Source organism: Clostridium phoceensis (genome assembly GCF_001244495.1).
Classification (GTDB): domain Bacteria; phylum Bacillota; class Clostridia; order Oscillospirales; family Oscillospiraceae; genus Lawsonibacter; species Lawsonibacter asaccharolyticus.
In genome coordinates this window covers 1,447,037-1,467,805 of record NZ_LN866274.1, presented here as the reverse complement: position 1 = coordinate 1,467,805, position 20,769 = coordinate 1,447,037, and the positions used below count along the sequence as shown (strand labels likewise).

General features: G+C 64.8%; 24 protein-coding genes. 6 read left to right on the top strand and 18 right to left on the bottom strand.

What is annotated here, in order from left to right:
* The first annotated feature begins 15 nt into the window (after window positions 1–15).
* The 5 genes from BN1969_RS07950 to BN1969_RS07930 all read left to right on the top strand — a co-directional run bounded on the left by BN1969_RS07950 (window position 16) and on the right by BN1969_RS07930 (window position 3,140).
* Entirely contained in the window at window positions 16–603 is a 588-nt protein-coding gene (locus BN1969_RS07950) for a dipicolinate synthase subunit B (RefSeq protein ID WP_050623812.1), read from the top strand.
* 186 nt (window positions 604–789) lie between these two features.
* Window positions 790–1,140, top strand: a complete 351-nt coding sequence (locus BN1969_RS07945; RefSeq protein ID WP_050623811.1) for a hypothetical protein — start codon at window positions 790–792, stop codon at window positions 1,138–1,140.
* Between the two features lie 67 nt (window positions 1,141–1,207).
* Window positions 1,208–1,957: an alpha/beta fold hydrolase gene (locus BN1969_RS07940; protein WP_050623810.1), complete on the top strand. Its 750-nt coding sequence runs from the start codon at window positions 1,208–1,210 to the stop codon at window positions 1,955–1,957.
* Window positions 1,958–2,041: 84 nt separating this feature from the next.
* A complete protein-coding gene (locus BN1969_RS07935; RefSeq protein ID WP_050623809.1) occupies window positions 2,042–2,554 on the top strand; it encodes an SLOG family protein in 513 nt (170 codons plus the stop codon).
* A gap of 1 nt (window position 2,555) precedes the next feature.
* On the top strand, window positions 2,556–3,140 hold the full coding sequence (locus BN1969_RS07930) for an epoxyqueuosine reductase QueH (protein WP_050623808.1): 585 nt from the start codon (window positions 2,556–2,558) through the stop codon (window positions 3,138–3,140).
* A 225-nt stretch (window positions 3,141–3,365) separates the two neighbouring features.
* Here BN1969_RS07930 and gltS read toward each other — a convergent pair whose 3' ends face one another.
* From gltS to BN1969_RS07910, 4 genes are all read right to left on the bottom strand, one after another.
* A complete protein-coding gene (gene gltS / locus BN1969_RS07925; protein ID WP_050623807.1) occupies window positions 3,366–4,565 on the bottom strand; it encodes a sodium/glutamate symporter in 1,200 nt (399 codons plus the stop codon).
* 277 nt (window positions 4,566–4,842) lie between these two features.
* On the bottom strand, window positions 4,843–5,262 hold the full coding sequence (locus BN1969_RS07920) for a YjdF family protein (RefSeq protein WP_050623806.1): 420 nt from the start codon (window positions 5,260–5,262) through the stop codon (window positions 4,843–4,845).
* Between the two features lie 174 nt (window positions 5,263–5,436).
* Entirely contained in the window at window positions 5,437–5,919 is a 483-nt protein-coding gene (locus tag BN1969_RS07915) for a VOC family protein (protein WP_050623805.1), read from the bottom strand.
* A 28-nt stretch (window positions 5,920–5,947) separates the two neighbouring features.
* Entirely contained in the window at window positions 5,948–6,835 is an 888-nt protein-coding gene (locus BN1969_RS07910) for an SPL family radical SAM protein (protein ID WP_050623804.1), read from the bottom strand.
* Window positions 6,836–6,965: 130 nt separating this feature from the next.
* On the opposite strand from BN1969_RS07910, the gene dinB reads away from it, so the two are divergent.
* Window positions 6,966–8,204 (top strand): DNA polymerase IV, encoded by a 1,239-nt coding sequence (gene dinB / locus BN1969_RS07905; RefSeq protein ID WP_050623803.1) that lies wholly within the window; start codon window positions 6,966–6,968, stop codon window positions 8,202–8,204.
* Window positions 8,205–8,419: 215 nt separating this feature from the next.
* On the opposite strand, the gene BN1969_RS07900 is transcribed toward dinB, so the two are convergent.
* The 14 genes from BN1969_RS07900 to thiM all read right to left on the bottom strand — a co-directional run bounded on the left by BN1969_RS07900 (window position 8,420) and on the right by thiM (window position 20,713).
* Window positions 8,420–8,605 (bottom strand): LPXTG cell wall anchor domain-containing protein, encoded by a 186-nt coding sequence (locus tag BN1969_RS07900; RefSeq protein ID WP_050623802.1) that lies wholly within the window; start codon window positions 8,603–8,605, stop codon window positions 8,420–8,422.
* A 166-nt stretch (window positions 8,606–8,771) separates the two neighbouring features.
* A complete protein-coding gene (locus BN1969_RS07895) occupies window positions 8,772–9,308 on the bottom strand; it encodes a hypothetical protein (protein WP_050623801.1) in 537 nt (178 codons plus the stop codon).
* A 104-nt stretch (window positions 9,309–9,412) separates the two neighbouring features.
* Window positions 9,413–9,781: a type II toxin-antitoxin system PemK/MazF family toxin gene (locus BN1969_RS07890; RefSeq protein ID WP_050623800.1), complete on the bottom strand. Its 369-nt coding sequence runs from the start codon at window positions 9,779–9,781 to the stop codon at window positions 9,413–9,415.
* Between the two features lie 171 nt (window positions 9,782–9,952).
* Entirely contained in the window at window positions 9,953–11,125 is a 1,173-nt protein-coding gene (gene alr, locus BN1969_RS07885; protein ID WP_050623799.1) for an alanine racemase, read from the bottom strand.
* A gap of 10 nt (window positions 11,126–11,135) precedes the next feature.
* Window positions 11,136–11,729 carry a hypothetical protein gene (locus BN1969_RS07880; protein ID WP_242850300.1) on the bottom strand — a complete coding sequence of 198 codons (594 nt, stop codon included), beginning with the start codon at window positions 11,727–11,729 and terminating at the stop codon, window positions 11,136–11,138.
* A gap of 17 nt (window positions 11,730–11,746) precedes the next feature.
* On the bottom strand, window positions 11,747–13,402 hold the full coding sequence (locus BN1969_RS07875) for an NAD(P)H-hydrate dehydratase (RefSeq protein WP_242850299.1): 1,656 nt from the start codon (window positions 13,400–13,402) through the stop codon (window positions 11,747–11,749).
* A gap of 3 nt (window positions 13,403–13,405) precedes the next feature.
* Window positions 13,406–13,909: a hypothetical protein gene (locus tag BN1969_RS07870; protein ID WP_050623798.1), complete on the bottom strand. Its 504-nt coding sequence runs from the start codon at window positions 13,907–13,909 to the stop codon at window positions 13,406–13,408.
* Window positions 13,910–14,006: 97 nt separating this feature from the next.
* Window positions 14,007–14,924: a SufB/SufD family protein gene (locus BN1969_RS07865; protein ID WP_050623797.1), complete on the bottom strand. Its 918-nt coding sequence runs from the start codon at window positions 14,922–14,924 to the stop codon at window positions 14,007–14,009.
* Between the two features lie 15 nt (window positions 14,925–14,939).
* A complete protein-coding gene (locus BN1969_RS07860) occupies window positions 14,940–15,668 on the bottom strand; it encodes an ABC transporter ATP-binding protein (protein ID WP_050623796.1) in 729 nt (242 codons plus the stop codon).
* A gap of 363 nt (window positions 15,669–16,031) precedes the next feature.
* Window positions 16,032–17,339: a phosphomethylpyrimidine synthase ThiC gene (gene thiC, locus BN1969_RS07855; RefSeq protein ID WP_050623795.1), complete on the bottom strand. Its 1,308-nt coding sequence runs from the start codon at window positions 17,337–17,339 to the stop codon at window positions 16,032–16,034.
* Between the two features lie 65 nt (window positions 17,340–17,404).
* Window positions 17,405–18,238 carry a bifunctional hydroxymethylpyrimidine kinase/phosphomethylpyrimidine kinase gene (gene thiD, locus BN1969_RS07850; protein WP_050623794.1) on the bottom strand — a complete coding sequence of 278 codons (834 nt, stop codon included), beginning with the start codon at window positions 18,236–18,238 and terminating at the stop codon, window positions 17,405–17,407.
* A gap of 366 nt (window positions 18,239–18,604) precedes the next feature.
* Entirely contained in the window at window positions 18,605–19,264 is a 660-nt protein-coding gene (locus tag BN1969_RS07845) for an HAD family hydrolase (protein WP_050623793.1), read from the bottom strand.
* Window positions 19,261–19,902 (bottom strand): thiamine phosphate synthase, encoded by a 642-nt coding sequence (gene thiE / locus BN1969_RS07840; protein WP_050623792.1) that lies wholly within the window; start codon window positions 19,900–19,902, stop codon window positions 19,261–19,263. Before thiE ends, BN1969_RS07845 begins: the two co-directional genes overlap by 4 nt.
* On the bottom strand, window positions 19,889–20,713 hold the full coding sequence (gene thiM / locus BN1969_RS07835; protein ID WP_050623791.1) for a hydroxyethylthiazole kinase: 825 nt from the start codon (window positions 20,711–20,713) through the stop codon (window positions 19,889–19,891). The genes thiE and thiM overlap by 14 nt, the downstream gene beginning before the upstream one ends.
* Between the last annotated feature and the right edge of the window lie 56 nt (window positions 20,714–20,769).

Genomic DNA, 20,769 nt, shown 5'->3' with positions numbered 1-20,769 from the left:
AAGGAAGGCTGCAATATGGAACATAAAACTGTGGGATTCGCGGTGTGCGGCTCCTTCTGCACCCACCACAGGGCCATGGAGGCCCTGGAGGCGGTGAAGGCCCGGTATGACCATGTCATCCCCATCGTCTCTGAGGTGGTGGCAGACACCGACACCCGGTTTGGCACCGCCCACGACCTGATGCGGGAGATGGAGCGCATCTGCGACCACCGGGTGATCGCCACCCAGAAGGAGGCGGAGCCCATCGGCCCCAAGGGCCTGCTGGACCTGCTGATCATCGCCCCCTGCACCGGCAGCACCCTGGGCAAGCTGGCCTGCGGCATCGCCGACACCACCGTCACCCTGGCCGCCAAGGCCCACCTGCGCAACTGCCGCCCCATCCTGCTGGCTCCCTCTACCAACGACGGGCTGGCCGCCTCGGCCCGGAACCTGGGGCAGCTGATGGCCCGGAAGTACATCTATCTGGTCCCCTTCCGGCAGGACGACCCGGAGGGGAAGCCCGCCTCCCTGGTGGCCGACTTCTCCCTGGTGGCTGACGCCGCCCAGGCCGCCCTGGAGGGCCGCCAGCTCCAGCCGGTGCTGCTGGGCCCCGCTGCCCCCTGAGCGCTCCGCTCCCCCATCCCTCCGCCGGCGGGCCTGAGCCCGCCGGCGATTCTCTTCTCGCGGGCCCCGCCCCGCCATTTCGGCAAGAAAAAGCATGGAACACGGGACGTCCCTGTGCTATACTGTTGACAAAGCCCGGATGAGCTGTCTGCCATCCGGCACCGGGCGGACAAGGAGGTCTCTGACATGGATCGCGGCATGAAAAAATGGATCTACTGGGGTGCCTATGTCTTCCTCACTCTGGCTGGTTTTCTCGCGTGCATCTTCCGTCTCCTGCCTGTGGTCACCCCCTCTGTCTTTCTGCTGGGCCTGTATAATCTCTGGCAGGGCGTTGCCTGGGCTCTCCATCTGTACCCCTATGTCCCCCAGCACCACTCTCGGAGGCGGCAGCTCCTATTTTCCGCCGCCTGCATCTGCCTGGGCATCGTTTGGGTCCCCCTCTCCCTCACCTCCTGGTCCACCCAATGGGGCCCCTTGATCGCCTCTATCCTTCCCTCTTTGATCCTCGCCTTCGCCTCGTCCCGCTGCCGCGGCTGACCGCACCGCCGCGCCTTTCCGCCGTCTTCCCCCTCTGCTCCGATCCGAATTAAGGAGGTGCTTTCCTTTGCCCTATTTTTTCTATCAGGGGAAGCGCTGCTTCTACACCTGCTCCGGTGTGGGTCCTCCCCTCCTGTTCCTCCACGGGAACACCGCCTCTTCCCAGATGTTTCAGTTTCTGCTCCCCTTCTATACCCCCCGCTTTCGCTGTATCCTGCTTGATTTTTTGGGCAGCGGGCGCTCTCAGCGGATGCCGGAGCTTCCACCCCAGCTCTGGATCGACCAGGGCAGGCAGGCCGCCGCTCTGATCAGGCACCTGGGCCTTGGTCCCGTCTTTCTGGTGGGGACCAGCGGCGGTGCCTGGGCCGCCCTGAACGCGGGGCTGGAGCACCCTGATCTGGTGCGGGGGATCGTGGCCGACAGCTTTGATGGCCGCACCCTTCACCGCGGCTTTGACCGGGAGCTGCTGGAGGAGCGGGCCGCAGCCAAAGCGTCCCACCAGGCGCGTCAGTTTTACCAGTGGTGCCAGGGCGCGGACTGGGAGGAAGTTGTGGACCGGGACACCCGATCTCTGGTCCGGTGCGCCCGGGAGGGCCTCCCCCTTTTCTCCAGGCCCCTGGAGGAGCTGCAGGCCCCCCTACTGCTGATGGGCAGCCGGGAGGACGTCATGTGCCGGAAAGATCTGGAGGCGGAATACCAGCATATTCTGGAGATCCTGCCCCAGGCCAGGATGTGCCTATTCGACCATGGGGCGCATCCGGCGCTGGCCTCCAACGGCCTGGCAGCGGCTGATGCGGTGCGGGACTTTTTCAGCTGAGTGCCTCGAACAAATTTTCTATCTCCGTTGACAATCCTCCCTATTCAGATTACAATAGAAAAAAACTGCTGGGAGGGATGCCCCGTGGACCGCGCCACCACCTGCTGCTTCACCGGGCACCGCCCGGACAAGCTACCCTGGGGCAGCCGGGAGTCGGACCCCCGCTGTCTGACGCTGAAGCGCCGTCTGACCCAGGCGGTGGAGGGAGCCTACGCCCAGGGGATGCGCCACTTCATCTGCGGCATGGCCCGGGGGACGGACCTGTACTTTGCGGAGGCGGTGCTGGCCCTGCGCCTGTGCCGCTCCGGCGTCACCCTGGAGGCCGCCCGCCCCTGCGAGAGTCAGGCCGACGCCTGGCCTGAGGCAGAACGGCACCGGTATCAGGCCATTCTGGACCAGTGCGACTTCGAGACTCTGGTCCAGCACCGCTATGACCGCTTCTGTATGCAGCGGCGGAACCGCTATATGGTGGACCGCTCTGCCCTGGTGCTGTCGGTCTATGACGGCGTGCCCAAGGGCGGAACCGCCCAGACCCTGGCCTACGCCATGCGTCAGGGCGTCCCCGTCCAGATCCTCAACCCAGAACAAGGAGACTGACATGAAGACGCTGATGCATATCTGCTGCGCCCCCTGCGCCAACCGCCCCATCGCCGCCCTGCGGGAGGAGGGCATCGAGCTGGCCGGCTTCTGGTACAATCCCAATATCCACCCCTATACCGAGTACCGCAGCCGAAAAACCTGCCTGGAGGACTACGCCAGGGAGATCTCCCTCCCTCTGGTGGTAGTCAATGACTACGGCCTGCGCCAGTTCGTCCAGCATGTAGCCGACAACATCGACGGCCGCTGCGCCTACTGCTATCGGGTGCGGATGGAGGAGACCGCCCGCTATGCCGCCGAGCACGGCTTTGACAGCTTCACCACCTCCCTGCTCATCAGCCCCTACCAGAACCACGAGGCCATCTGCGCCGTGGCCCGGGCCATGGGCGGGGAGTACGGCGTGGAATTCCTGTACCGGGATTTCCGCCCCCTCTTCCGGGAGGGGCAGCAGTTTGCCCGGGACCACGGCTTCTATATGCAGAAATACTGCGGCTGTGTGTTCAGCGAGGAGGACCGATATCTGGCCAAGAAGCGAAAAAAAGAGACGGAGCGCCTGGCCGCCGCCCGGCAGAACGGGCCGGACTGACCCCCGCCCAGATCATAGCCGTCGGCCTCCCACGGAAAAAGCCTCGCAGAGTTCGCTCCCGCAGGCGTGAATCCAGTTCTGATCCGTTTTCCCCGGCGACATGCGTGTCGGGGAAAACACTGCTCAGGCTGCCAGTGTGGGGTTTGTCCGCGGCAGACTGCATCTTTCTCGAAAAAGCGGCAAAGCTCCCACCGCCCGCAGGCGGTGGGAGCTTTTGGTCTGCCCTCATTTGGGCAGGAAATTCAGGAACACGGAGAGGACGGCGGTATTGGTGAAGTCCACAAACATGCCTCCCACAATAGGCACCACGAAGAACGCCTTGGGCGCGGGGCCATACTGGCCGGTGACGCTGAGCATGTTGGCCATGGCGTTGGGGGTCGCGCCCATGCCGAAGCCGCAGAAAGCGGTGGTCATGCAGGCCGCCTCATAGTCCCGTCCCATGACCCGGAATACTATGAAGGAGGCGAACAGGAACATGATGAGGGTCTGCACCAGCAGGGTGACGATCATGGGCACCGCCAAGGCCGCCAGCTCCCACAGCTTCAGGGTCATCAGGGCGATGGCCAGGAAGATATTCAGGCAGACATTTCCGCTGATGTCGATGGCGTGCATGGGCAGCTCGATCTTCCGCCAGTCGCTGACATTGCGAATGATCAACGCCACGATCATGGCGCCCATATAGGTGGGCAGGGTGATCTTGCCGTCAAAGTAGGCATTGATATAGGTGCCGATGCCGGCGGCAATGATCAGCAGGATGAATGCCTTCAGGATGCTGTCCGCGCCCTGGTCCTTGGCCGGGCTGGGCTCCTGCACCGTCTCCACGGTCTCCACGGCCTCCGCCTTCACGGAGGAGTGCAGACCATACTTTTTGATCTTCGCCCGGGCGATGGGGCCGCCCATCAGGCTGCCGGACACCAGGCCGTAGGTAGCGCAGGCGATGGCCACCACCTCGGCTCCCGCCACACCAGCCGCCTCGAACTGGGGCCCGAAGGAGCCGGAAGTGCCGTGGCCGCCCACCAGGGGAATGGAGCCCATGCACAGGCCCAGCCGGGGGTCATCCAAGCCGAACAGCTGGGCGAAGCCTACGCCCACAAAGTTCTGCATCGTGATCATGACGGTGGCCAGCAGCAGGAACACCAGCACCGGTCCCGCGCCCCTGCGCAGCACCTTGAAGCTGGCCCCGTACCCTACACTGGTGAAGAACCAGATCATGAACACATTTTTCAGCGTCTCGTCAAAGGTCAGGGTGAGCAGTCCCGTCTGATGGACCACCAGGTGGAAAATGGCGAAGATCAGCCCTCCCACCACGGGGGCCGGGATGCAGCAGCGCCGCAGGAATCCCACGTGGTTCACGATAAAGCGGCCCAGCACGAACAGCAGCATGGCCAGCCCTGTCGTCTGGAGGACATTCAGTTCAATGGTCATCTCTCTGTCTCCTTTTCTCTCCTAGAATGGCCGGAGCGCGTCTTCTTTCTGCTCCGGATAGGCACAGGATACCAGCCCCGCTTCAAATCCCTACAAAAACTCTCAAGGGAGAAAAAATCTTCTCCATATCTGACAAAGATTTTCCCGTCACTCCTGTCTATTTTGCACATGTATTATTGACGCGAATGGGTCTATTGAAACTTCTCATATGTCATTTCACCTATTTTCATGCCGGAGGGCCGCGGGAGATCTCCCGCGGCCCTCCGGTCCCGGGGCGTCACCGCCCCCTCTTTTTTTCGCGCTTTTTCTGCTGGCGCAGACGGAACCGCTCCTCCTCCGACTGGAGGCGGCGCTGCCGCCGCTCCCGGCGGAGCCGTTCTCCCGCCTGCTCCCGCTCTCTGGCCAGGGCCTGCTGGGCTCTGGTGCCAGCTCCGGAGCCCTCCAGGGTCTTTCTGGCCTCCCGCCGGACACGCTTTGGGTTTTCCGGCCGGACTCTGGCCCGCTCCCCCGGAGCGGCAGGACTGAACCGCAGCTTGTGCCACTCCACCCCCAGCCACTGGTAGATCTGGGCGTCGGAGGGCTCTGGTCCAAAGACTACCCGGGCGGCCTCATAGCCGTCCGCCGTCCACCGCTCCGCGATCCCCACCCAGAAGGGGGGCTGAAAGCACACCGTAAAGCTGCTCACGTTCCGGTCCATATTCGATTCCTCCCAAACACTTGTGTCGGGAAACGGACGACCCGGGAGGGAGGGCTACTGACGGGAGCGCGGCCCGCTCATGGACTACCAACCATGATGTGTTTTTATTCCCGCACCGCCATTGTAAGGCCCAGGCAGCGGTTCGTCAATGGCTTTTCATTCCGGCCGGAACGCTCAGGAGTGGCCGCCGGTGTCTCTCTCCAGCAGCTTCTCCAGGTCCCCCATGGAGACATCCATCCTGTCGGACACTTCTTCCATGGTCATCCCGCTGCGGAGGAAACGCCGGACCACCATGCCCATGTCCTCCCCCACCTCCACCAGGTGCCCGTCCAAATCATAAAAGCGGACCACCCGCTGTCCCCAGCCGTGCTCCACCACGTCCCCCAGGCGCTCTGCCCCGGGGTATCGTCTCAGCTGCTCCAGAAAATGGTCCAGGTCCTCCGTCTCAAAGCAAAGCTCCATGTTGTTGCTCTTTTTCCCGATCCGCTCCTTCTGCAGCCCCACCAGCCAGTCAAACTCCTGCTGGAGGGAGAGCCCGCAGGTAAAGGATACGTTGATCCCATAGTCCTGGCAGACCTCCAATCCGAACAGATCCTCATAAAATCCTCTGGCGGCCTTGACATCCGCCACAGAGAGCACCACTGCCGTATATTTCATCTGTCCCGCTCCTTTTCTGTATTTTCCGTCAAAAAAAGCTCAGCTGCCGGTCCCCATAGTCCCGGGTGGCTGCGGAGACGATCTGCTCCATACGGTACCGCATGCCCAACTGACCGCACCTGCGAGAGAACACCTCCCACAGCCGTCTGGCCCTGGGGCTGGCGCACCAATACCGGTCCCCGTACCGCCGGAGGTAGCGGGCCCGCAGCCCCTGCCCGGGGAAGGCGTCCTCCAGCCCCTGTAGGAAATACTCCCGCTGGCCCTCCCGCATGGTCACGCCGAGGGCTGGGTAGACAAAAGATGCCCCTGCCTCCGCCGCCCGCTCCACCACCTCCAGCACATTCTCTTCCGTGTCCTCCAGGAAGGGCAGTACCGGCATCAGGAGCACCCCGGCAAACAGTCCCCGGTCCGCCAGCTCCCGGAGAGCGGCCAGCCGCCGGGAGGGGGAGGGCGCCCCGGGCTCCAGCCGGGCCGCCAGGGCGTCATCCGTGGTGGTGATGGTGAGCTTGCAGATCACCGGCGAGTGCCGGGCGATGGAGTACAAAATGTCCCCGTCCCGGACGATCAAGTCGCTCTTGGTCGCAATGGCCGCCCCGCACTGGTAGGCGTCGATCAGCTCCAGGGCGTGTCGGGTCAGCTGGAGGGACGCCTCAAAGGGGTTGTAGGGGTCGCTCATGGCCCCGGTAGCGATGAAGGCGGGCCGGACCTTCCGTGCCAAGTCGTCCCGCAGGATGCGCAGGGCGTCTGCCTTGGCCTTTACCGTATCAAAGTCCGGGGTTTGATAGCAGGCACTGCGGCTGTCGCAGTACAGGCACCCGTGGCAGCACCCCCGATAGATATTCATGGTGTGATCCGTCCCGAACCACCGGGTGTCCCGGCTGCGGTGGAGCAGATGTTTAGCCGGAAGATACTCCATCTCCCCACCTCCTTTCCTATTTTCACCATAGCATATCCAGATCGCTCCGTCAAGAGGAATCGAACAAAGGTTTGACTTTCATGGCCCAAAGGGATATAATAAGGACATCCTAATAAGGGGGGAGCGCCCGGTGGACCGTGTCATCTTTCACTGTGATCTGAACAGCTTTTACGCCTCGGTGGAGCTGTTGGACCACCCGGAGCTGCGCCACCTCCCAGTGGCGGTGTGCGGCGACCCGGCCAGCCGCCACGGCATCATCCTTGCAAAAAACGAGCCTGCCAAGGCCTTCGGTATCAAGACCGCGGAGACCATCTGGCAGGCCCGGAAAAAGTGTCCCAGGCTGGTTCTCCTTCCCGCCCACCACGACAAGTACCGGGAGTTCTCCCGCCAGGTAAACCAGCTCTATCAGGAGTACACCGATCTGGTGGAACCCTTCGGCATCGACGAGAGCTGGCTGGACGTCACTGGCTCTCTCCACCTCTTCGGCGGGGACCCCCTGGCCCTGGCCCACCAGCTCCGCCGCCGGGTGCGGGGGGAGCTGGGCCTGACCATCTCGGTGGGAGTCTCCTTCAACAAGGTGTTTGCCAAGCTGGGCAGCGACTACAAAAAACCGGACGCCGTCACCCTGATCTCGCCGGATAACTTTCGTGCCCTGGTCTGGCCTCTGCCGGTGACCGACCTGCTCTATGTGGGCCGGGCTGCGGCAGACACCCTGAAGCGGTTCGGGGTGCGGACCATCGGCGATCTGGCCCGGTTTGACCGGGAAGCCCTGTTCTCCCTGCTGGGGCGCCACGGCAGGCAGCTCCATGCCTACGCCAACGGGCTGGACCGCAGTCCCGTCTCTTCCGCCTGTCAGGAGAACGCACCCAAGTCCATTGGCAACGGCCTTACCTTCCCCCGCAGCTTGTCCGGCCGGGAGGAGATCTGTTCCGGCATCGCCATGCTGTCCGACCGGGTGGCCGTCCGCCTGCGCCGGGCAGGGATGAAGGCTGCCGGCGTCTCTCTGGCCATCCGGGACCCGGATTTCCGGGATATCAGCCGCCAGCGCCGGCTGGAGCCCCCCACCTGCCTGGCCCGGGAGCTGTCCCAGGCCGTCGTCTCCCTGGCGGAGGGCTGCTGGAACATGGACAGTCCCGTCCGTGCCCTGACAGTGACCGCCCTCTATCTGATCTCCGAGGACCAGGCTGGCGTCCAGCTGGACCTGCTGGGCCAGGCAGACGCCCCCAGGCGGGACCGCCTGGAACGCCTGGACCGGACGCTGGACCAGATTCGGGCTAAGTACGGCCGGAACGCCATCTCCCCAGCCTCCTCCGCCGGCGTGTGCCAGGGCGGTGTGCAGGAGGAAGACGAGGAAGGCGCAACCTCCTGACCGGCCCGGAACCGCTGTCCGGCATCCGCGAAAGAGGCCGCCGCTATGCGGTTTCCCAAGGAGTCATTGGATCAGCTCCAGCAGCTCACTCACATTCAGGCAGAGGTCCGGCCTTTCGCTGCCATACAGGGGTGCTCCGCAAGGAATTCCAAGTTTTGTTTCATGGAAGGCCCCTTTTATAAAAAGGGGCCTTGTCTTTCATACTCATAATACGATCACTTTTTCCTCCGGCGGTACAGGAGCAGGCAGGCGGCTATGATCCCCGCTGTCAGTCCGGCCCATACGAAGTTCAGACCGTTTTGGTCCAGCCAACCATACAGGGCAGAGCCCGGGTAGATCCCACTGAAGAGCGTCATCAGCACAGCGATCAATATAGCAATCAGAAGCATTTTAACAGCCATAGATACGTTCTCTCCTCTCTACCGGCGTCCCCCTCCGCGGGGAAAATGCGCCTCCACTCTCTGACTCTCCCGTCTCCGGGGCTTTCCGTTCTCTCTGCTTCGATCATATCAGAAAGGGCCCGGCATGTCAAAGAGACATGCCGGGCCCTCTGTCTGTGCTCCAGTCTCAGGAGACGGTGTACTCTCCCCGCACCAGCAGCTTGACGGTGGCGGCGGTGGCCTGGACTGTCCGGTCCGCGATGGTGGCCATGTAAAGGTGGTTGGCGGTCAGCGCGCCGCCGTTGTTCAGCGTCCCCCCGGTACTTACGTCGATCAGCCCCGGGTCCGTGTTGGCCGCCAGGGTGGCGGTGCCCACCCGCAGCATTACCTCGCATCCCACCCCCATGGCCAGCGTCTGCCCGGAGGTGAGAGTGACCACGGAGTAGGAGGCACTGGTCCCCCCGGAGGCCCCGCCGCCCTCCACTGCCATCTTATAGTCCGCGATGGCGGTATTGAGCTGAGCCAGCAGCTCACTCTGCCGCTTGGCCGCCTGCTCGTCCACCTGCTTGAGGATATTGGGGGTGACTGTCTGGGTGAGATAGCTGAGGGTGACCAGGGGGTCGGACTCATCTCCCCCCGCCGCCAGGACCGCGCCGCCGCAGAGGCAGGCACCGGCCAGGCAGAAGGAGGCGATCCGCATGCTCCATTTCTTGTTCTGCTTCATCCTATGTACTCCTTTTCTGCTCCCCCGCAGCCCGGCCGGGGCCGGGCCATGGGGGAACGCCTTCGTGTTCCGCGCCGCCCCAGAGTTCCGGGACGGGCGCACTTTTATACCATCGTGTCTGGATGAAGGCCAAAGCTCACCGCGATGGCCGTGTCTACCTGCTTCATCATCGTTTCGTCCACCCGGCCCATGTGCTCCCGCAGGCGGCGCTTATCCAGGGTGCGGATCTGCTCCAGCAGGACCACCGAGTCCTTGGGCAGGCCGCAGCTCATGGCGGCCAGGGAGATGTGGGTGGGCAGGCGCGCCTTGCCGGTCTGGGAGGTGATGGCGGCGGCAATGACAGTAGGGCTGTGCCGGTTTCCGGTGTCGTTCTGCACGATCAGCACCGGGCGCACGCCCCCCTGTTCGCTGCCCACCACCGGGCTCAGGTCGGCATAGAAAATATCGCCTCGTTTGACTACACTGTTGTCCACGTGATTTCACACTCCGCCGGAAGATAATACGGCGTTACAGCGGACCGGCAGCGGTCTTTATGTAACGCTGTATTATGATTTTCCCACGGGGCGGCAAGGTTTATACATGCAGGGAAAAAACTCCGCAGCCCCTGCCCGGCGGCGGGCGGCGGCCCGCTGCTCCATACCATCTTATGCGGGGCAGCTGGGATCGGTCCCTGTCACTCCCCCCCGGCCCGTATAGATCCGGGGGACCCTGGGGTTCACGTTGCACAGCAGCTCATAGGGGATGGTGCCCGCCAGCGCGGCGGCCTGCTCCAGCAGACCCTCCCGGCCATAGAGCTCCGCCACGTCCCCGGGGACCGCGTCCGGGACATCTGTCACGTCCACCATGCACATGTCCATGCAGATACGGCCCACCACGGGGCAGCGCCGGCCCCGCAGCAGCACCTCCATCCGGTTGGAGAGCAGGCGGGGATATCCGTCCCCATAGCCCACCGGCAGCACGGCCAGGCGGCTGTCCCGCTCCAGCCGGGCAGTGCAGCCGTAGCTGACACAGGTGCCCGCAGGAACGGCCCGCACGGCGGCCACCCGAGTCTTCAGCGCCATCACCGGCAACAGTCCGGAGCCGTCCAGACCCTCCAGTCCCGGCGCGGGATAATAGCCGTACAGGGCGATGCCGGGACGGACCATATCCATATGAGTACAAGGATAGTTTAACACGGCCGCGCTGGCAGCACAATGGCAAATTTTGAACCGGACCCCCAGCGCTTCCAGAGCCTGCCTGGCATCCAGGAAACGGGTGAACTGCCCCATGGTGTACTCCTCGTTCCCGTCGGCGTCCGCAAAATGGGTAAACAGCCCCTCCGCCTCCAGGCCGGGCAGGGCGCACAGCGCCGCAATGGCGGCGGCGGTCTCCCGCTCACCCCCCTCCCGCCAGAGAAAGCCCAGCCGGGTCATGCCGGTGTCCACCTTCACGTGGATCTTCAGCGTCCGTCCCGCAGCCTGTGCCGCGCGGGCCAGGGCCCGGCCGGTCTCCAGGTCGGAGACAGTCTGGGTCACATCATGCTCCAGCAGCAGCTCGGCCAGCTGGGGCGGCGTCTGCCCCAGGCACAGGATGGGGATGGTCACGCCGCCGCGGCGCAGCTCCGCCGCCTCATCCACACAGGCCACCGCCAGCATATCGGCCCCCAGCGCCTCCAGCTTCCGCCCCACCTGGAGGGCCCCGTGGCCGTAGGCGTTAGCCTTGCACAGCCCCAAAAAGCGGCAGTCCGGAGCCAGCATGGCCCGCAGAGTCTGGTAGTTATGGGCCAGACGGTCCAGGGATATCTCCGCCCAGGTCCTCATTTGCGCGGTCTCTGTCATGGTAAAACCTCTATTCCTTGGTAAATTGAGAAAATTCGCATTGGAGCACACACACCCCGTCCTGGGAGACCTCTCCCCGGACCAGGGCGTGGGTGGCGGCGTCGAACCACAGGGTGGTTTCCGTCCCGCTGCCCTGTTTCTCCTCCGGGTCCCGGCTCACCACCCGCAGGGCCTGGACTTCCCCCAGCTCCTCCAGGACACAGGTGTCCAGATAGCCGGACCGAGCGGTCTCCAGCAGGGCGGGGATGGCCCCCATGGGGGTCAGTCCGCCGGGAGCCAGCTCCCCGGTCTCCAGGATGGCTCCATCGTACTCCAGCCAGCCCTCATCCTCTTCGATCCGGGCCGTCAGGCCGGCCACCGTCTCCGGCGCGGTCAGGGTGAGGAGGGCTTCCTCCCCGTTCACCGCAGCCGACAGCTCATACCGGTAGACCCGCTGGCCATAATCCGCTGTCACCACAGCCTGGGCCGCGCAGGACGTCATAGCCAGATACTCCCCCCGGATGGTGAGGGCGAGCTCCTCCGCCTCGCTGCCTCCCCCGCCTCCGCCGCAGGCGGAGAGGGAGAGGGTCATCATCAGTACGCAAATCAGCAGGGATCTCCGCACCGCTCCGACCTCCAAATTCAGGATCCGGACCGGACGTGGGCCTCCAGGGTCTCAGGCAGCCGCTCCACCAGGTCCCCGGGCGTCATACCGTACTCCCCCAGGCTTCCGGCGCAGCGGTCCCCGGCCTCCCCGTGGAGATATACGCCGTCCCGGGCCGCCAGCTCCGGCTCCCACCCCTGTCCCAGCAGGGCGAGGATGAGTCCGGCCAGCACGTCGCCGCTGCCCCCCTTGGACATGCCCGGATTGCCCGTGGTGTTGATCCAGGCCCGGCCGTCCGGGGCAGCGGTGACGGTGCGGTGCCCCTTCAGCACCAGCACACACCGGTGGTCCCGGGCAAAGTCCCGGGCCGCCGTCAGGGGGTCCTCCAGCGGCAGGGGCCGCCCGGTCAGCCGGGCGAACTCTCCGGCGTGGGGAGTCAGGATGGTGGGAGCCCTTCGTCCGTCCAGACTATCTATATGCCCGTCCAGCGCGTTTATGCCGTCGGCGTCCAGCACCACCGGCACCTTCAGGTCCTCCAGCAGGGAACGGACCAGCCGCTCCGTCCGGGGCGCCCGGCCCAGTCCCGGGCCGATGAGCACCCCTTCGCAGGACGACGCCCGCCTCAGGATATCCTCATACCGCGCCGGCAGGGGGAAGGGCATGGCCTCCAGACACTTCACCGCCGCGATGGGCCAGATCTCCTCCGGCACGCCCAGGGACACCAGGCCCGCCCCGCCGCGCACCGCGCCGGAGGCGGCCAGCACCGGGGCCCCGGTATAGCCCACGCTCCCTGCCAGGATCAGCACCCGCCCGTAGTCCCCCTTGTGGGAGTCCCGCTTTCTCCGGGGCAGGACCACATCCTCATATCCCATCACCCCCACCGGGAAGCACATCTGTGCTCCGGGGCCGAAGATGAGCCTGTGGGGGATGCCGATGTCCGCTACTGTGACCAGTCCGGCACAAGAGGCCCCCTCCCCCAGATAGAGGCCGGGCTTTGTGCAGGTGAACGTGACGGTCCGGTCCGCGCGGACGGCCTCACCCAATACGGCGCCAGTGTCGGCGTGGACCCCGGAGGGAATGTCACAGGACACCACCCGCTTCAGCGGGGACCTTCCCTGCATCAATCGCACAGCCAGAAGGGCGTCCCCCTCCACAGGGCGGGAGAGCCCCACCCCGAACAGGGCGTCCACCAGGCAGCCGCACAGAGACAACCACAGCATCTGCCGGCGGTCCTCCGGCCGGAACTCCTCCAGCACGCCTCCAGCTTCTTCCAGCTTTTTCTCCATGGCCCGCTCGTCCGGCGTCATCTTCCTCCGGTCTCCCACCAGGAAGGCTCGGACCCGAAAGCCCATGCCCCGGAGGATGCGGGCGGCGGCCACGCCGTCCCCGCCGTTGTTGCCGGGGCCGCACAGCACCCCCACCCAGGGAGCGTGGTCCTGATTTTTCTCCTCCGCAAGGGCCTGAAGGGCCTCCAGCTCCCGCCGGTCCTCCTCCGTCTCCGCCCCTGCTCCCAGGACCGCCACGGAGGCGGCTCCGCCGATGAAGTCCGGGCCGCCGCCCTCCAGCAGCCCCCGCACCTCCTCCGCCACCGCCTGGGCGGCCCGCTCCATCAGCCCCAGCGAGGAGACCCCATATTCTTCTATGGCCTGCCGGTCCAGTTCCTTCATCTGGGCGGCGCCAGCGATCTGATACACAGCCTATTCTCCCCTTTCCAGTGCCTCCGGGGCCAGTTCTGAGAGCGGGATCAGCCGGATCTGTCCCGCCGCCTCCGCCTTGGAGGGGTACACCCTGAGCCCTGGGGCAGGCTCCCACAACTCCCGGACCTCCTCCCCCGCCAGCAGGCGGCTGGAAAACCGGCCCATGTCCTCTGACACTCGGAAGGCAGTCCCCTCCGGGGTGACGCAGTACACACCCTCCCCCAGGGCCTCCGAGCGGCCGTACCAGCTGCCATCCCGGTCCCGGGCCGCCAGCTCCAGGCCGGGGACCGCGAAGAATGGGAGTTCCGGGAGCTCCTCATCCTCAAAGAAAAAGAATACCCCAGCCCGCTCTGCCATCTCCTGATACCGGGGCACCTCCGCCCGAATCTCGGCCTGCTCCGTGCGGATCACTGCCCCGGCTGGAAGGATCCGCACCTTACTGCTGAAGAGTCCCAGCGCGCCGGACTGGTCCAGTTCCTCCAGGTCAACATAAATGGTCCTCACGGCCCGCCCCCCTTTACAAAGGATTTTTCCGGTATTGTACCACATCCCGGCGGAAAAAGAAAGAGAGGACGTCTCCGTCCTCTCTCCCTTGGTCCGTTTATTTCAGAAAACCGTTGACGATCTGCTCCTCCGCCTCTTTCTCCGTCAGGCCCAGGGTCATCAGCTTGATGAGCTGCTCCCCGGCGATCTTGCCGATGGCGGCCTCGTGGACCAGGCTGGCATCCACGCAGTTGGCGGTGACCTCCGGGATGGCGGCCACCACGCCCTGGTCCATGATGATGGCGTCGCACTCCGAGTGGCCGTAGCACCGGGCATTTCCGTTGATGCGGGCCAGGAACACCTGCCTGGACTGGTCCTTAGCCACAGAACGGGAGATCACGTTGGTGTGGCAGTCCTCTCCGTCCAGGTCCACAGTGAAGTCGGACTTGGCCAGCTGCCTGCCGTGGGTCATCACCTTCTCCCTGATGATGAGGGTGGCGCGGGGCCCCAGCTTGGCGTTGGTGGTGCGCACAGTGGAGTCCACCCCCTTGATCTGGGTGGTCTCCATCTCCATGTAGCTGTCCTCGTCCATCTCCACTACGGTAGTGGGGTTCATGATGTTCTCCCCCCGGCCGTCCCCCTCGCCGTAGTGGCGCTCCACATAGCGCACCTTGGAGCGCTTGCCCACATGGAAGGTGTGGATGCCGGAGTGCTCCGAGTTCTGCACCCCGCAGTTGTGGATGCCGCAGCCGGCCACGATGGTCACGTCGCAGTCGTCTCCGATCAGGAAATCGTTATATACCGTCTCCGTCAGACCGCTCTCGCTCAGCACCACCGGGATGTGGACCGACTGGTTTTTGGTCCCCGGCTTGATGATGATGTCGATGCCGTCCTTGTCCTCCTTGGAGACGATGTCGATGCTGGCGGTAGTGTTTCGGGCCGCCGCCTTGCCGTTTGCCCGGATGTTATAGGCCCCCTCGGGCACCTCGTGGAGCCCGGCCACCTGCTCCAGCAGGCTTTTCTGGATCGCGTCCATCTCTCTGCTCCCTCCTTACCGCACTTTTTCCGACAGGGCGCTGCACACGCCCGGGACCTCTCCCAGCAGCTGGGGCAGCACCTCATCCCGGGTCCCCTGGGTCTGGATGCGCCCGTCGGCCAGCACGATGATCCGGTCCGCAATGTCCAGGATACGCTCCTGGTGAGATATGATGATAATAGAGCCGTTGATCTTCTCGTGCAGATGCTCAAACACCTGGATCAGATTGCTGAAGCTCCACAGGTCGATGCCCGCCTCCGGCTCGTCAAAGACAGACAGCTTGGTGCCCCGGGCCATGATCATGGCGATCTCGATACGCTTGAGCTCTCCGCCGGACAGAGATGCGTCCACCTCCCGGTCGATGTAGTCCTTGGCACACAGCCCCACCTCGGACAGATAGCCGCACGCCTCCGGCACCCCGATCTGCTTGCCCGAGGCCAGGGTGATCAGGTCCTTCACCGTCAGGCCCTTGAAGCGGACAGGCTGCTGGAAGGCAAAGCTGATCCCCTTCTGGGCCCGCTGGGTGATGTCCAGCCCGGTGATATCCTCCCCGTCCAGCAGGATGCGCCCCTGAGTGGGGGTCAGGATGCCCGCAATGACCTTGGCCAGAGTGGACTTTCCTCCGCCGTTGGGCCCTGTGATAGCCACGAACCGCTCGTCGATGGTCAGGCTGATGTCCCGCAGGATGTTCTTGCTGTCGCCGTCCTGCTCCACGCCATAGCTGATGTTTTGTAACTCTAACATGAGGTTCCTCCCGCGTACAGGCCCGGACCTGCTCCGACCGGGCTCCGCTTTCTTTCTATCAGTTTGCCCCGGGACTCCGCTCCTCAAACGGCGCTCAGCCCCTTCTCGCCAGGATCTGCCCCTATTCTAGCACGTTCTGCTCCAAATGTCTAACTGTATTTTTTCTGAAAACAGAAATTTTCCTATTATTTTAATGGGTAAAACAACGAAGCGGCCCGTCTCCGGCATTTCCCCCCGTATTTGTCAAGACCGCCCTCGTGAGAGGGCGGTCTTCAGCGCTGTTCAGCTGTTGGTCCGGGAATGGGCGCCCACCCTGGGGGGCGCCTATCCCTCCTGCTCCCTTTTCTGATGGGAGACAATCCATCAGAGGATGTCGATATACTCCCCGCTGAGGGCCTTGTTCATGGAGCGCACAGCACAGAACTTGCCGCACATGGAGCAGGTGTCGTCATGCTCGGGGGAGCGGTCGTCCCGGATGGCCTTGGCGGTCTCCGGGTCCAGGGCACAGGCCCACTGGGCCTCCCAGTCCAGGGCCCGGCGGGCGTCGCCCATCTTGTCGTCGATGTCCCGGGCGCCCCGGATGCCCTTTGCGATATCGGCGGCGTGGGCAGCGATCCTGCTGGCAATGATGCCCTGCTTCACATCGTCCAGGTTGGGAAGCGCCAGGTGCTCGGCTGGGGTGACATAGCACAGGAAAGCAGCGCCGCTCATGGCGGCGATGGCCCCGCCGATGGCAGCGGTGATGTGGTCATAGCCGGGGGCGATGTCGGTGACCAGGGGGCCCAGCACATAGAAGGGGGCTCCCATGCAGATGGTCTGCTGCACCTTCATGTTGGCGGCGATCTGGTCCATGGGCACATGGCCGGGCCCCTCCACCATCACCTGCACGTCCTTCTCCCAGGCCCGTTTGGTCAGCTCGCCCAGGCGGACCAGTTCCTCGATCTGACATACATCGGTGGCGTCAGCCAGGCAGCCGGGGCGGCAGGCGTCGCCCAGGGAGATGGTCACATCGTACTCCCGGCAGATATCCAGGATCTCGTCGTAGAACTCATAGAAGGGATTCTCCTCCCCGGTCATGCACATCCATGCGAACACAAGGGAACCGCCCCGTGAGACGATGTTCATCTTCCGCTTGTGCTTGCGGATCTGATCTATGGTCTTACGGGTGATGCCGCAGTGGAGGGTGACGAAGTCCACGCCGTCCTGGGCATGGAGGCGGACCACATCGATGAAGTCCTTGGCACTGAGGGTGGCCAGGTCCCGCTGGTAGTGGATGACGCTGTCATAGACAGGGACGGTGCCGATCATCACCGGGCACTCGGCAGTGAGCTTCTGGCGGAAGGGCTGGGTGTTGCCATGGCTGGACAGGTCCATGATGGCCTCGGCCCCCATATTCACCGCAGAGAGCACCTTCTGCATCTCCACGTCGTAGTCCTTGCAGTCCCGGGAGACTCCCAGGTTGACATTGATCTTGGTGCGGAGCATGGAGCCGATGCCCTCCGGGTCCAGGCATTTGTGCAGGCGGTTAGCAGGGATGGCCACCTTGCCGGCTGCGACGAGGGGCATCAGCTCCTCCACGGACATGTGCTCCTTTCGGGCGACAGTCTCCAGCTCCGGGGTCACGATCCCCCGGCGGGCGGCGTCCATCTGTGTGGTATAATTGCGTTCCATAAAGATCTTCTCCTTTATCTATTGATTCCTATTTCATGGATCTCGGTCATCAGGCGGACCGCCCCTCACCTTCCTCCGGCGGGGGACTGAAGGGACCGGATGCGGTCCAGGTCCAGCTCCGGGATGGAAAAGAGGTGGTCCAGGGGGCCGCTGCCCGCCCCCAGGTCAAGCATGGAGGACAGCGCCCCCGAGAGATAGATCTTCGCCCGCTCCACCGCCGTCTCCAGGTCGCAGCCCTTTGCCAGATTGGAGGCGATGGCACTGGAGAGCGTGCAGCCTGTCCCGTGGGTGTTGGGGTTATGGATCCGGCGTCCGCAGAACCATTTGCAGCTCCCATCCTGCCACAGCAGGTCGTTGGCGTCGTTCAGGTCGTGCCCGCCCTTGCACAGCACAGCGCAGCCGTACCGCTCCCCGATCTCCCGGGCAGCCCGCTCCATGTCCTCCGGACCGGAGATGGTGAGGCCCGACAGGACCTCCGCCTCTGGGATGTTGGGGGTGAGGACGGCGGCCAGGGGGAGCAGCTGGCTCTTCAGCGCCTCCACCGCTTCCTCCGAAATCAGGCGGGACCCGCTGGTAGCGATCATCACCGGGTCCACCACGATGTTCCGGGCCTGGTACCGCTTCAGCTTGTCCGCGATGACCTGGATCAGCCCGGTAGAGGACACCATCCCTGTCTTGACGGCATCGGGGAAGATGTCGGTAAAAATGCAGTCCAGCTGACTGGCCAGGAATTCCGGGGTGGACTCCAGGATGCCGTAGACGCCGGTGGTATTCTGGGCCGTCAGGGCGGTGACCGCACTCATGGCGTAGACGCCGTTGGCAGTCATGGTCTTGATGTCGGCCTGGATCCCGGCGCCTCCGCTGGAATCGCTCCCAGCGATCGTCAATGCTGTTTTCATCAGAAAACTCCTTTCTCCGCATTGAAGTTTTGTTCCGCGACACCAGGTGGTGCCCCCGAGGTGCCGCGTCGTCGGAGCAAAGTACGCTCTGTTCGGGACAGCCTGACGGCCATCCCTCACTGCGCTCCCTTGCTCCTCCTCTCCGGGCCGCACCCGCTCCGCTGGGCTGCGCCCCGGCTGGGCGGCCTTACGGCCGCCCCATTTTCGCTCTGTTCGGGACAGCCTGACGGCCATCCCTCACTGCGCTCCCTTGCTCCTCCTCTCCGGGCCGCCCCCATTTTCGCTCTGTTCGGGACAGCCTGACGGCCATCCCTCACTGTGCTCCTCTGCCCCTCCTCTCCGGGCCGCACCCGCTCCATTCCCGGCTCAGCCCCGCTCCAATGCTGCCAGGAAATCCGGGGAGTCCAGCCGGGGAAGATACCAGTCGCAGAGGCACCGCAGTGCCTCCTGATCCTCCTCGGCGGAGGGGTCATACACCCCCGCCACCAGAAAGCCCGCCCGTTTGGCGCTGCGTGCGGCATGGAGGGCATCCTCAAAGACCACCGTGCGCTCCGGCGCGCTGCCCAGGCTGCGGGCAGCAGCCCGATAGAAGTCCGGTCCGGTCTTAGGCCCGTACTGAAGGGAACTGAAGGCGAACAGAAAGTACTTCCACAGCCCCAGACGGACCATGGCGTCCCGTGCCTGAAAGGCCTCGCTGGCGGTGGCGATGCCGCAGGGGACCCTCAGGGCTCCCAGCCGCTCCAGCAGTGTGTCCGCCCCCGTCTTCATGGGGATCCTGTCCCGGTATTCCCCTGTCACCAGGGCGTTCACCCCTTCCATCACCTGTTCGGGCGTACAGGGGAGGCAAAATGTATCCACCATGTACTCCGAGGCTTCCCGCCGCCCCATCTCCCGGATGTCCCGGGCCAGGTCCTCCGGCGGCTCTCCTCCAAACTTCCGGACCAGAGCCTTGGGCGCCTCGTTCCAGATGTACATGGAGTCGGTGAGGGTCCCGTCCAGATCGAAGATGGCCCCCTCGATCCTCATGGGCCCACCACCCGCTCCACTTGGGCCCGGAGGGAGCGGGTGGCCGCTTCCACGTCGGGCTGGGCGTACAGGGCTGAGACCACCGCCACCCCGGCGATGCCGCTCCCCGCCAGCTCCGCCACATTGCCGGCTCCGATGCCCCCGATGGCCACCACAGGGATGTCCACGGCGGCGCAGATGGCCTTCAGGGTGTCATAGCTCACTGGTCGGGTGTCCTGCTTGGTCCCGGTGGGGAACATGGCTCCTACCCCCAGGTAGTCGGCCCCCGCCGCCTGGGCGGCCAGGGCCTGCTCCACCGTGCGTGCGGACACGCCGATGAGTTTGTCTTCCCCCAGCAGGGCCCGGACTCGCCCCGCCTCCATATCGCTCTGGCCCACGTGGACGCCGTCCGATCCTGCCGCCTGGGCCAGTTCCGCATCGTCGTTGAGGATCAGGGGCACGCCGTAGCGCCCGCACAGCTCCCGCAGTTCCAGGGCCTGGGCCAGAATGCTCCCACGGTCCATATGCTTCTCCCGCAGCTGGATCATGGTGGCGCCTCCCCGCAGGGATGCCTCCACCTGTTGGGCCAGGGTCCTGTCCCCCAGCCAGCTCCGGTCCGTTACGCCGTAGAGCAGCAAATCCTTTTTATCGCATCTCATAGTTGGCTCCTTTCTCCAGCGCCGCGCCGTCCATCCGGCACACAGCGTCAATGATCCGATCCCGATAGGTGGCGTTTCCGTCCTGAGGGGACATCCTCGCCCAGGCCAGCTCCCCTGCCACTCCCATGGCGCACACCGCGGCGGCGGCCGCCTCCAGGGGGTGCTCCGGGCTGGCGGCCAGGCAGGCCGCAGTCAGGGCGGACAGCTGACAGCCGGTACCGGTGACCAGCCCCATCTCCGGGCGGCCGTTGCGGATCACGACGCACTGCTCCCCGTCTGAGACCAGGTCAATGGCCCCGGTGACCGCCACTACGGTCCCGGTGCAGCGGGCGGTCCCTTTGGCGAAGGCCACCCCCCGCTCCAGTTCCGCTTCCGTCACTGCGTCCGCCCCGCCGGCGTCCACCCCCCGGGTGTGCTCCTGGCCGCCCGCCAGAGCCCGCAGCTCTGAGACATTGCCCCGCAGCACGGTAAAGGGGACACGGGCCATCAGCTCCTGGGCCGTGCGGAGACGCAGGGCGCTGGCCCCCACCCCTACCGGGTCCAGCACCACTGGGCGGCCCAGCTCCCCAGCCTTGACTCCGGCCCGCATCAGGCTGGGGATGGTGCGCCGGCTGGGTGTTCCCAAGTTGAGGCACAGTCCGGCGCACCGGGCCGTGATCTCCTCCACTTCCTCCGGCTCATCGGCCATGATGGGGCTGGCCCCGCAGGCCAGCAGGAGGTTTGCCACGTCGTTGGCCGTCACATAGTTGGTGATGCAGTGGATCAGCGGCCTCCGCTCCCGCACCCGGTCCAGGCAGGCTCCCAGCTCCATATCCCTCTCTCCTTTGTCCGCAGACAGCAAAAACCGCGGGGCACCCCACTTCGGGA

Excerpts from the sequence above, each read along its gene's own strand:
- BN1969_RS07910 (WP_050623804.1), bottom strand. The coding sequence starts at position 6,835 with ATGGAGTATCTTCCGGCTAAACATCTGCTCCACCGCAGCCGGGACACC.
- thiC (WP_050623795.1), bottom strand. The coding sequence starts at position 17,339 with ATGGAACGCAATTATACCACACAGATGGACGCCGCCCGCCGGGGGATC.
- alr (WP_050623799.1), bottom strand. The coding sequence starts at position 11,125 with ATGACAGAGACCGCGCAAATGAGGACCTGGGCGGAGATATCCCTGGAC.
- BN1969_RS07895 (WP_050623801.1), bottom strand. The coding sequence starts at position 9,308 with ATGAAGCAGAACAAGAAATGGAGCATGCGGATCGCCTCCTTCTGCCTG.
- gltS (WP_050623807.1), bottom strand. The coding sequence starts at position 4,565 with ATGACCATTGAACTGAATGTCCTCCAGACGACAGGGCTGGCCATGCTG.
- BN1969_RS07945 (WP_050623811.1), top strand. The coding sequence starts at position 790 with ATGGATCGCGGCATGAAAAAATGGATCTACTGGGGTGCCTATGTCTTC.
- BN1969_RS07915 (WP_050623805.1), bottom strand. The coding sequence starts at position 5,919 with ATGAAATATACGGCAGTGGTGCTCTCTGTGGCGGATGTCAAGGCCGCC.
- BN1969_RS07920 (WP_050623806.1), bottom strand. The coding sequence starts at position 5,262 with ATGGACCGGAACGTGAGCAGCTTTACGGTGTGCTTTCAGCCCCCCTTC.
- thiE (WP_050623792.1), bottom strand. The coding sequence starts at position 19,902 with ATGAGATGCGATAAAAAGGATTTGCTGCTCTACGGCGTAACGGACCGG.
- BN1969_RS07930 (WP_050623808.1), top strand. The coding sequence starts at position 2,556 with ATGAAGACGCTGATGCATATCTGCTGCGCCCCCTGCGCCAACCGCCCC.
- thiM (WP_050623791.1), bottom strand. The coding sequence starts at position 20,713 with ATGGAGCTGGGAGCCTGCCTGGACCGGGTGCGGGAGCGGAGGCCGCTG.
- BN1969_RS07860 (WP_050623796.1), bottom strand. The coding sequence starts at position 15,668 with ATGTTAGAGTTACAAAACATCAGCTATGGCGTGGAGCAGGACGGCGAC.
- thiD (WP_050623794.1), bottom strand. The coding sequence starts at position 18,238 with ATGAAAACAGCATTGACGATCGCTGGGAGCGATTCCAGCGGAGGCGCC.
- BN1969_RS07865 (WP_050623797.1), bottom strand. The coding sequence starts at position 14,924 with ATGGACGCGATCCAGAAAAGCCTGCTGGAGCAGGTGGCCGGGCTCCAC.
- BN1969_RS07845 (WP_050623793.1), bottom strand. The coding sequence starts at position 19,264 with ATGAGGATCGAGGGGGCCATCTTCGATCTGGACGGGACCCTCACCGAC.
- BN1969_RS07950 (WP_050623812.1), top strand. The coding sequence starts at position 16 with ATGGAACATAAAACTGTGGGATTCGCGGTGTGCGGCTCCTTCTGCACC.
- BN1969_RS07900 (WP_050623802.1), bottom strand. The coding sequence starts at position 8,605 with ATGGCTGTTAAAATGCTTCTGATTGCTATATTGATCGCTGTGCTGATG.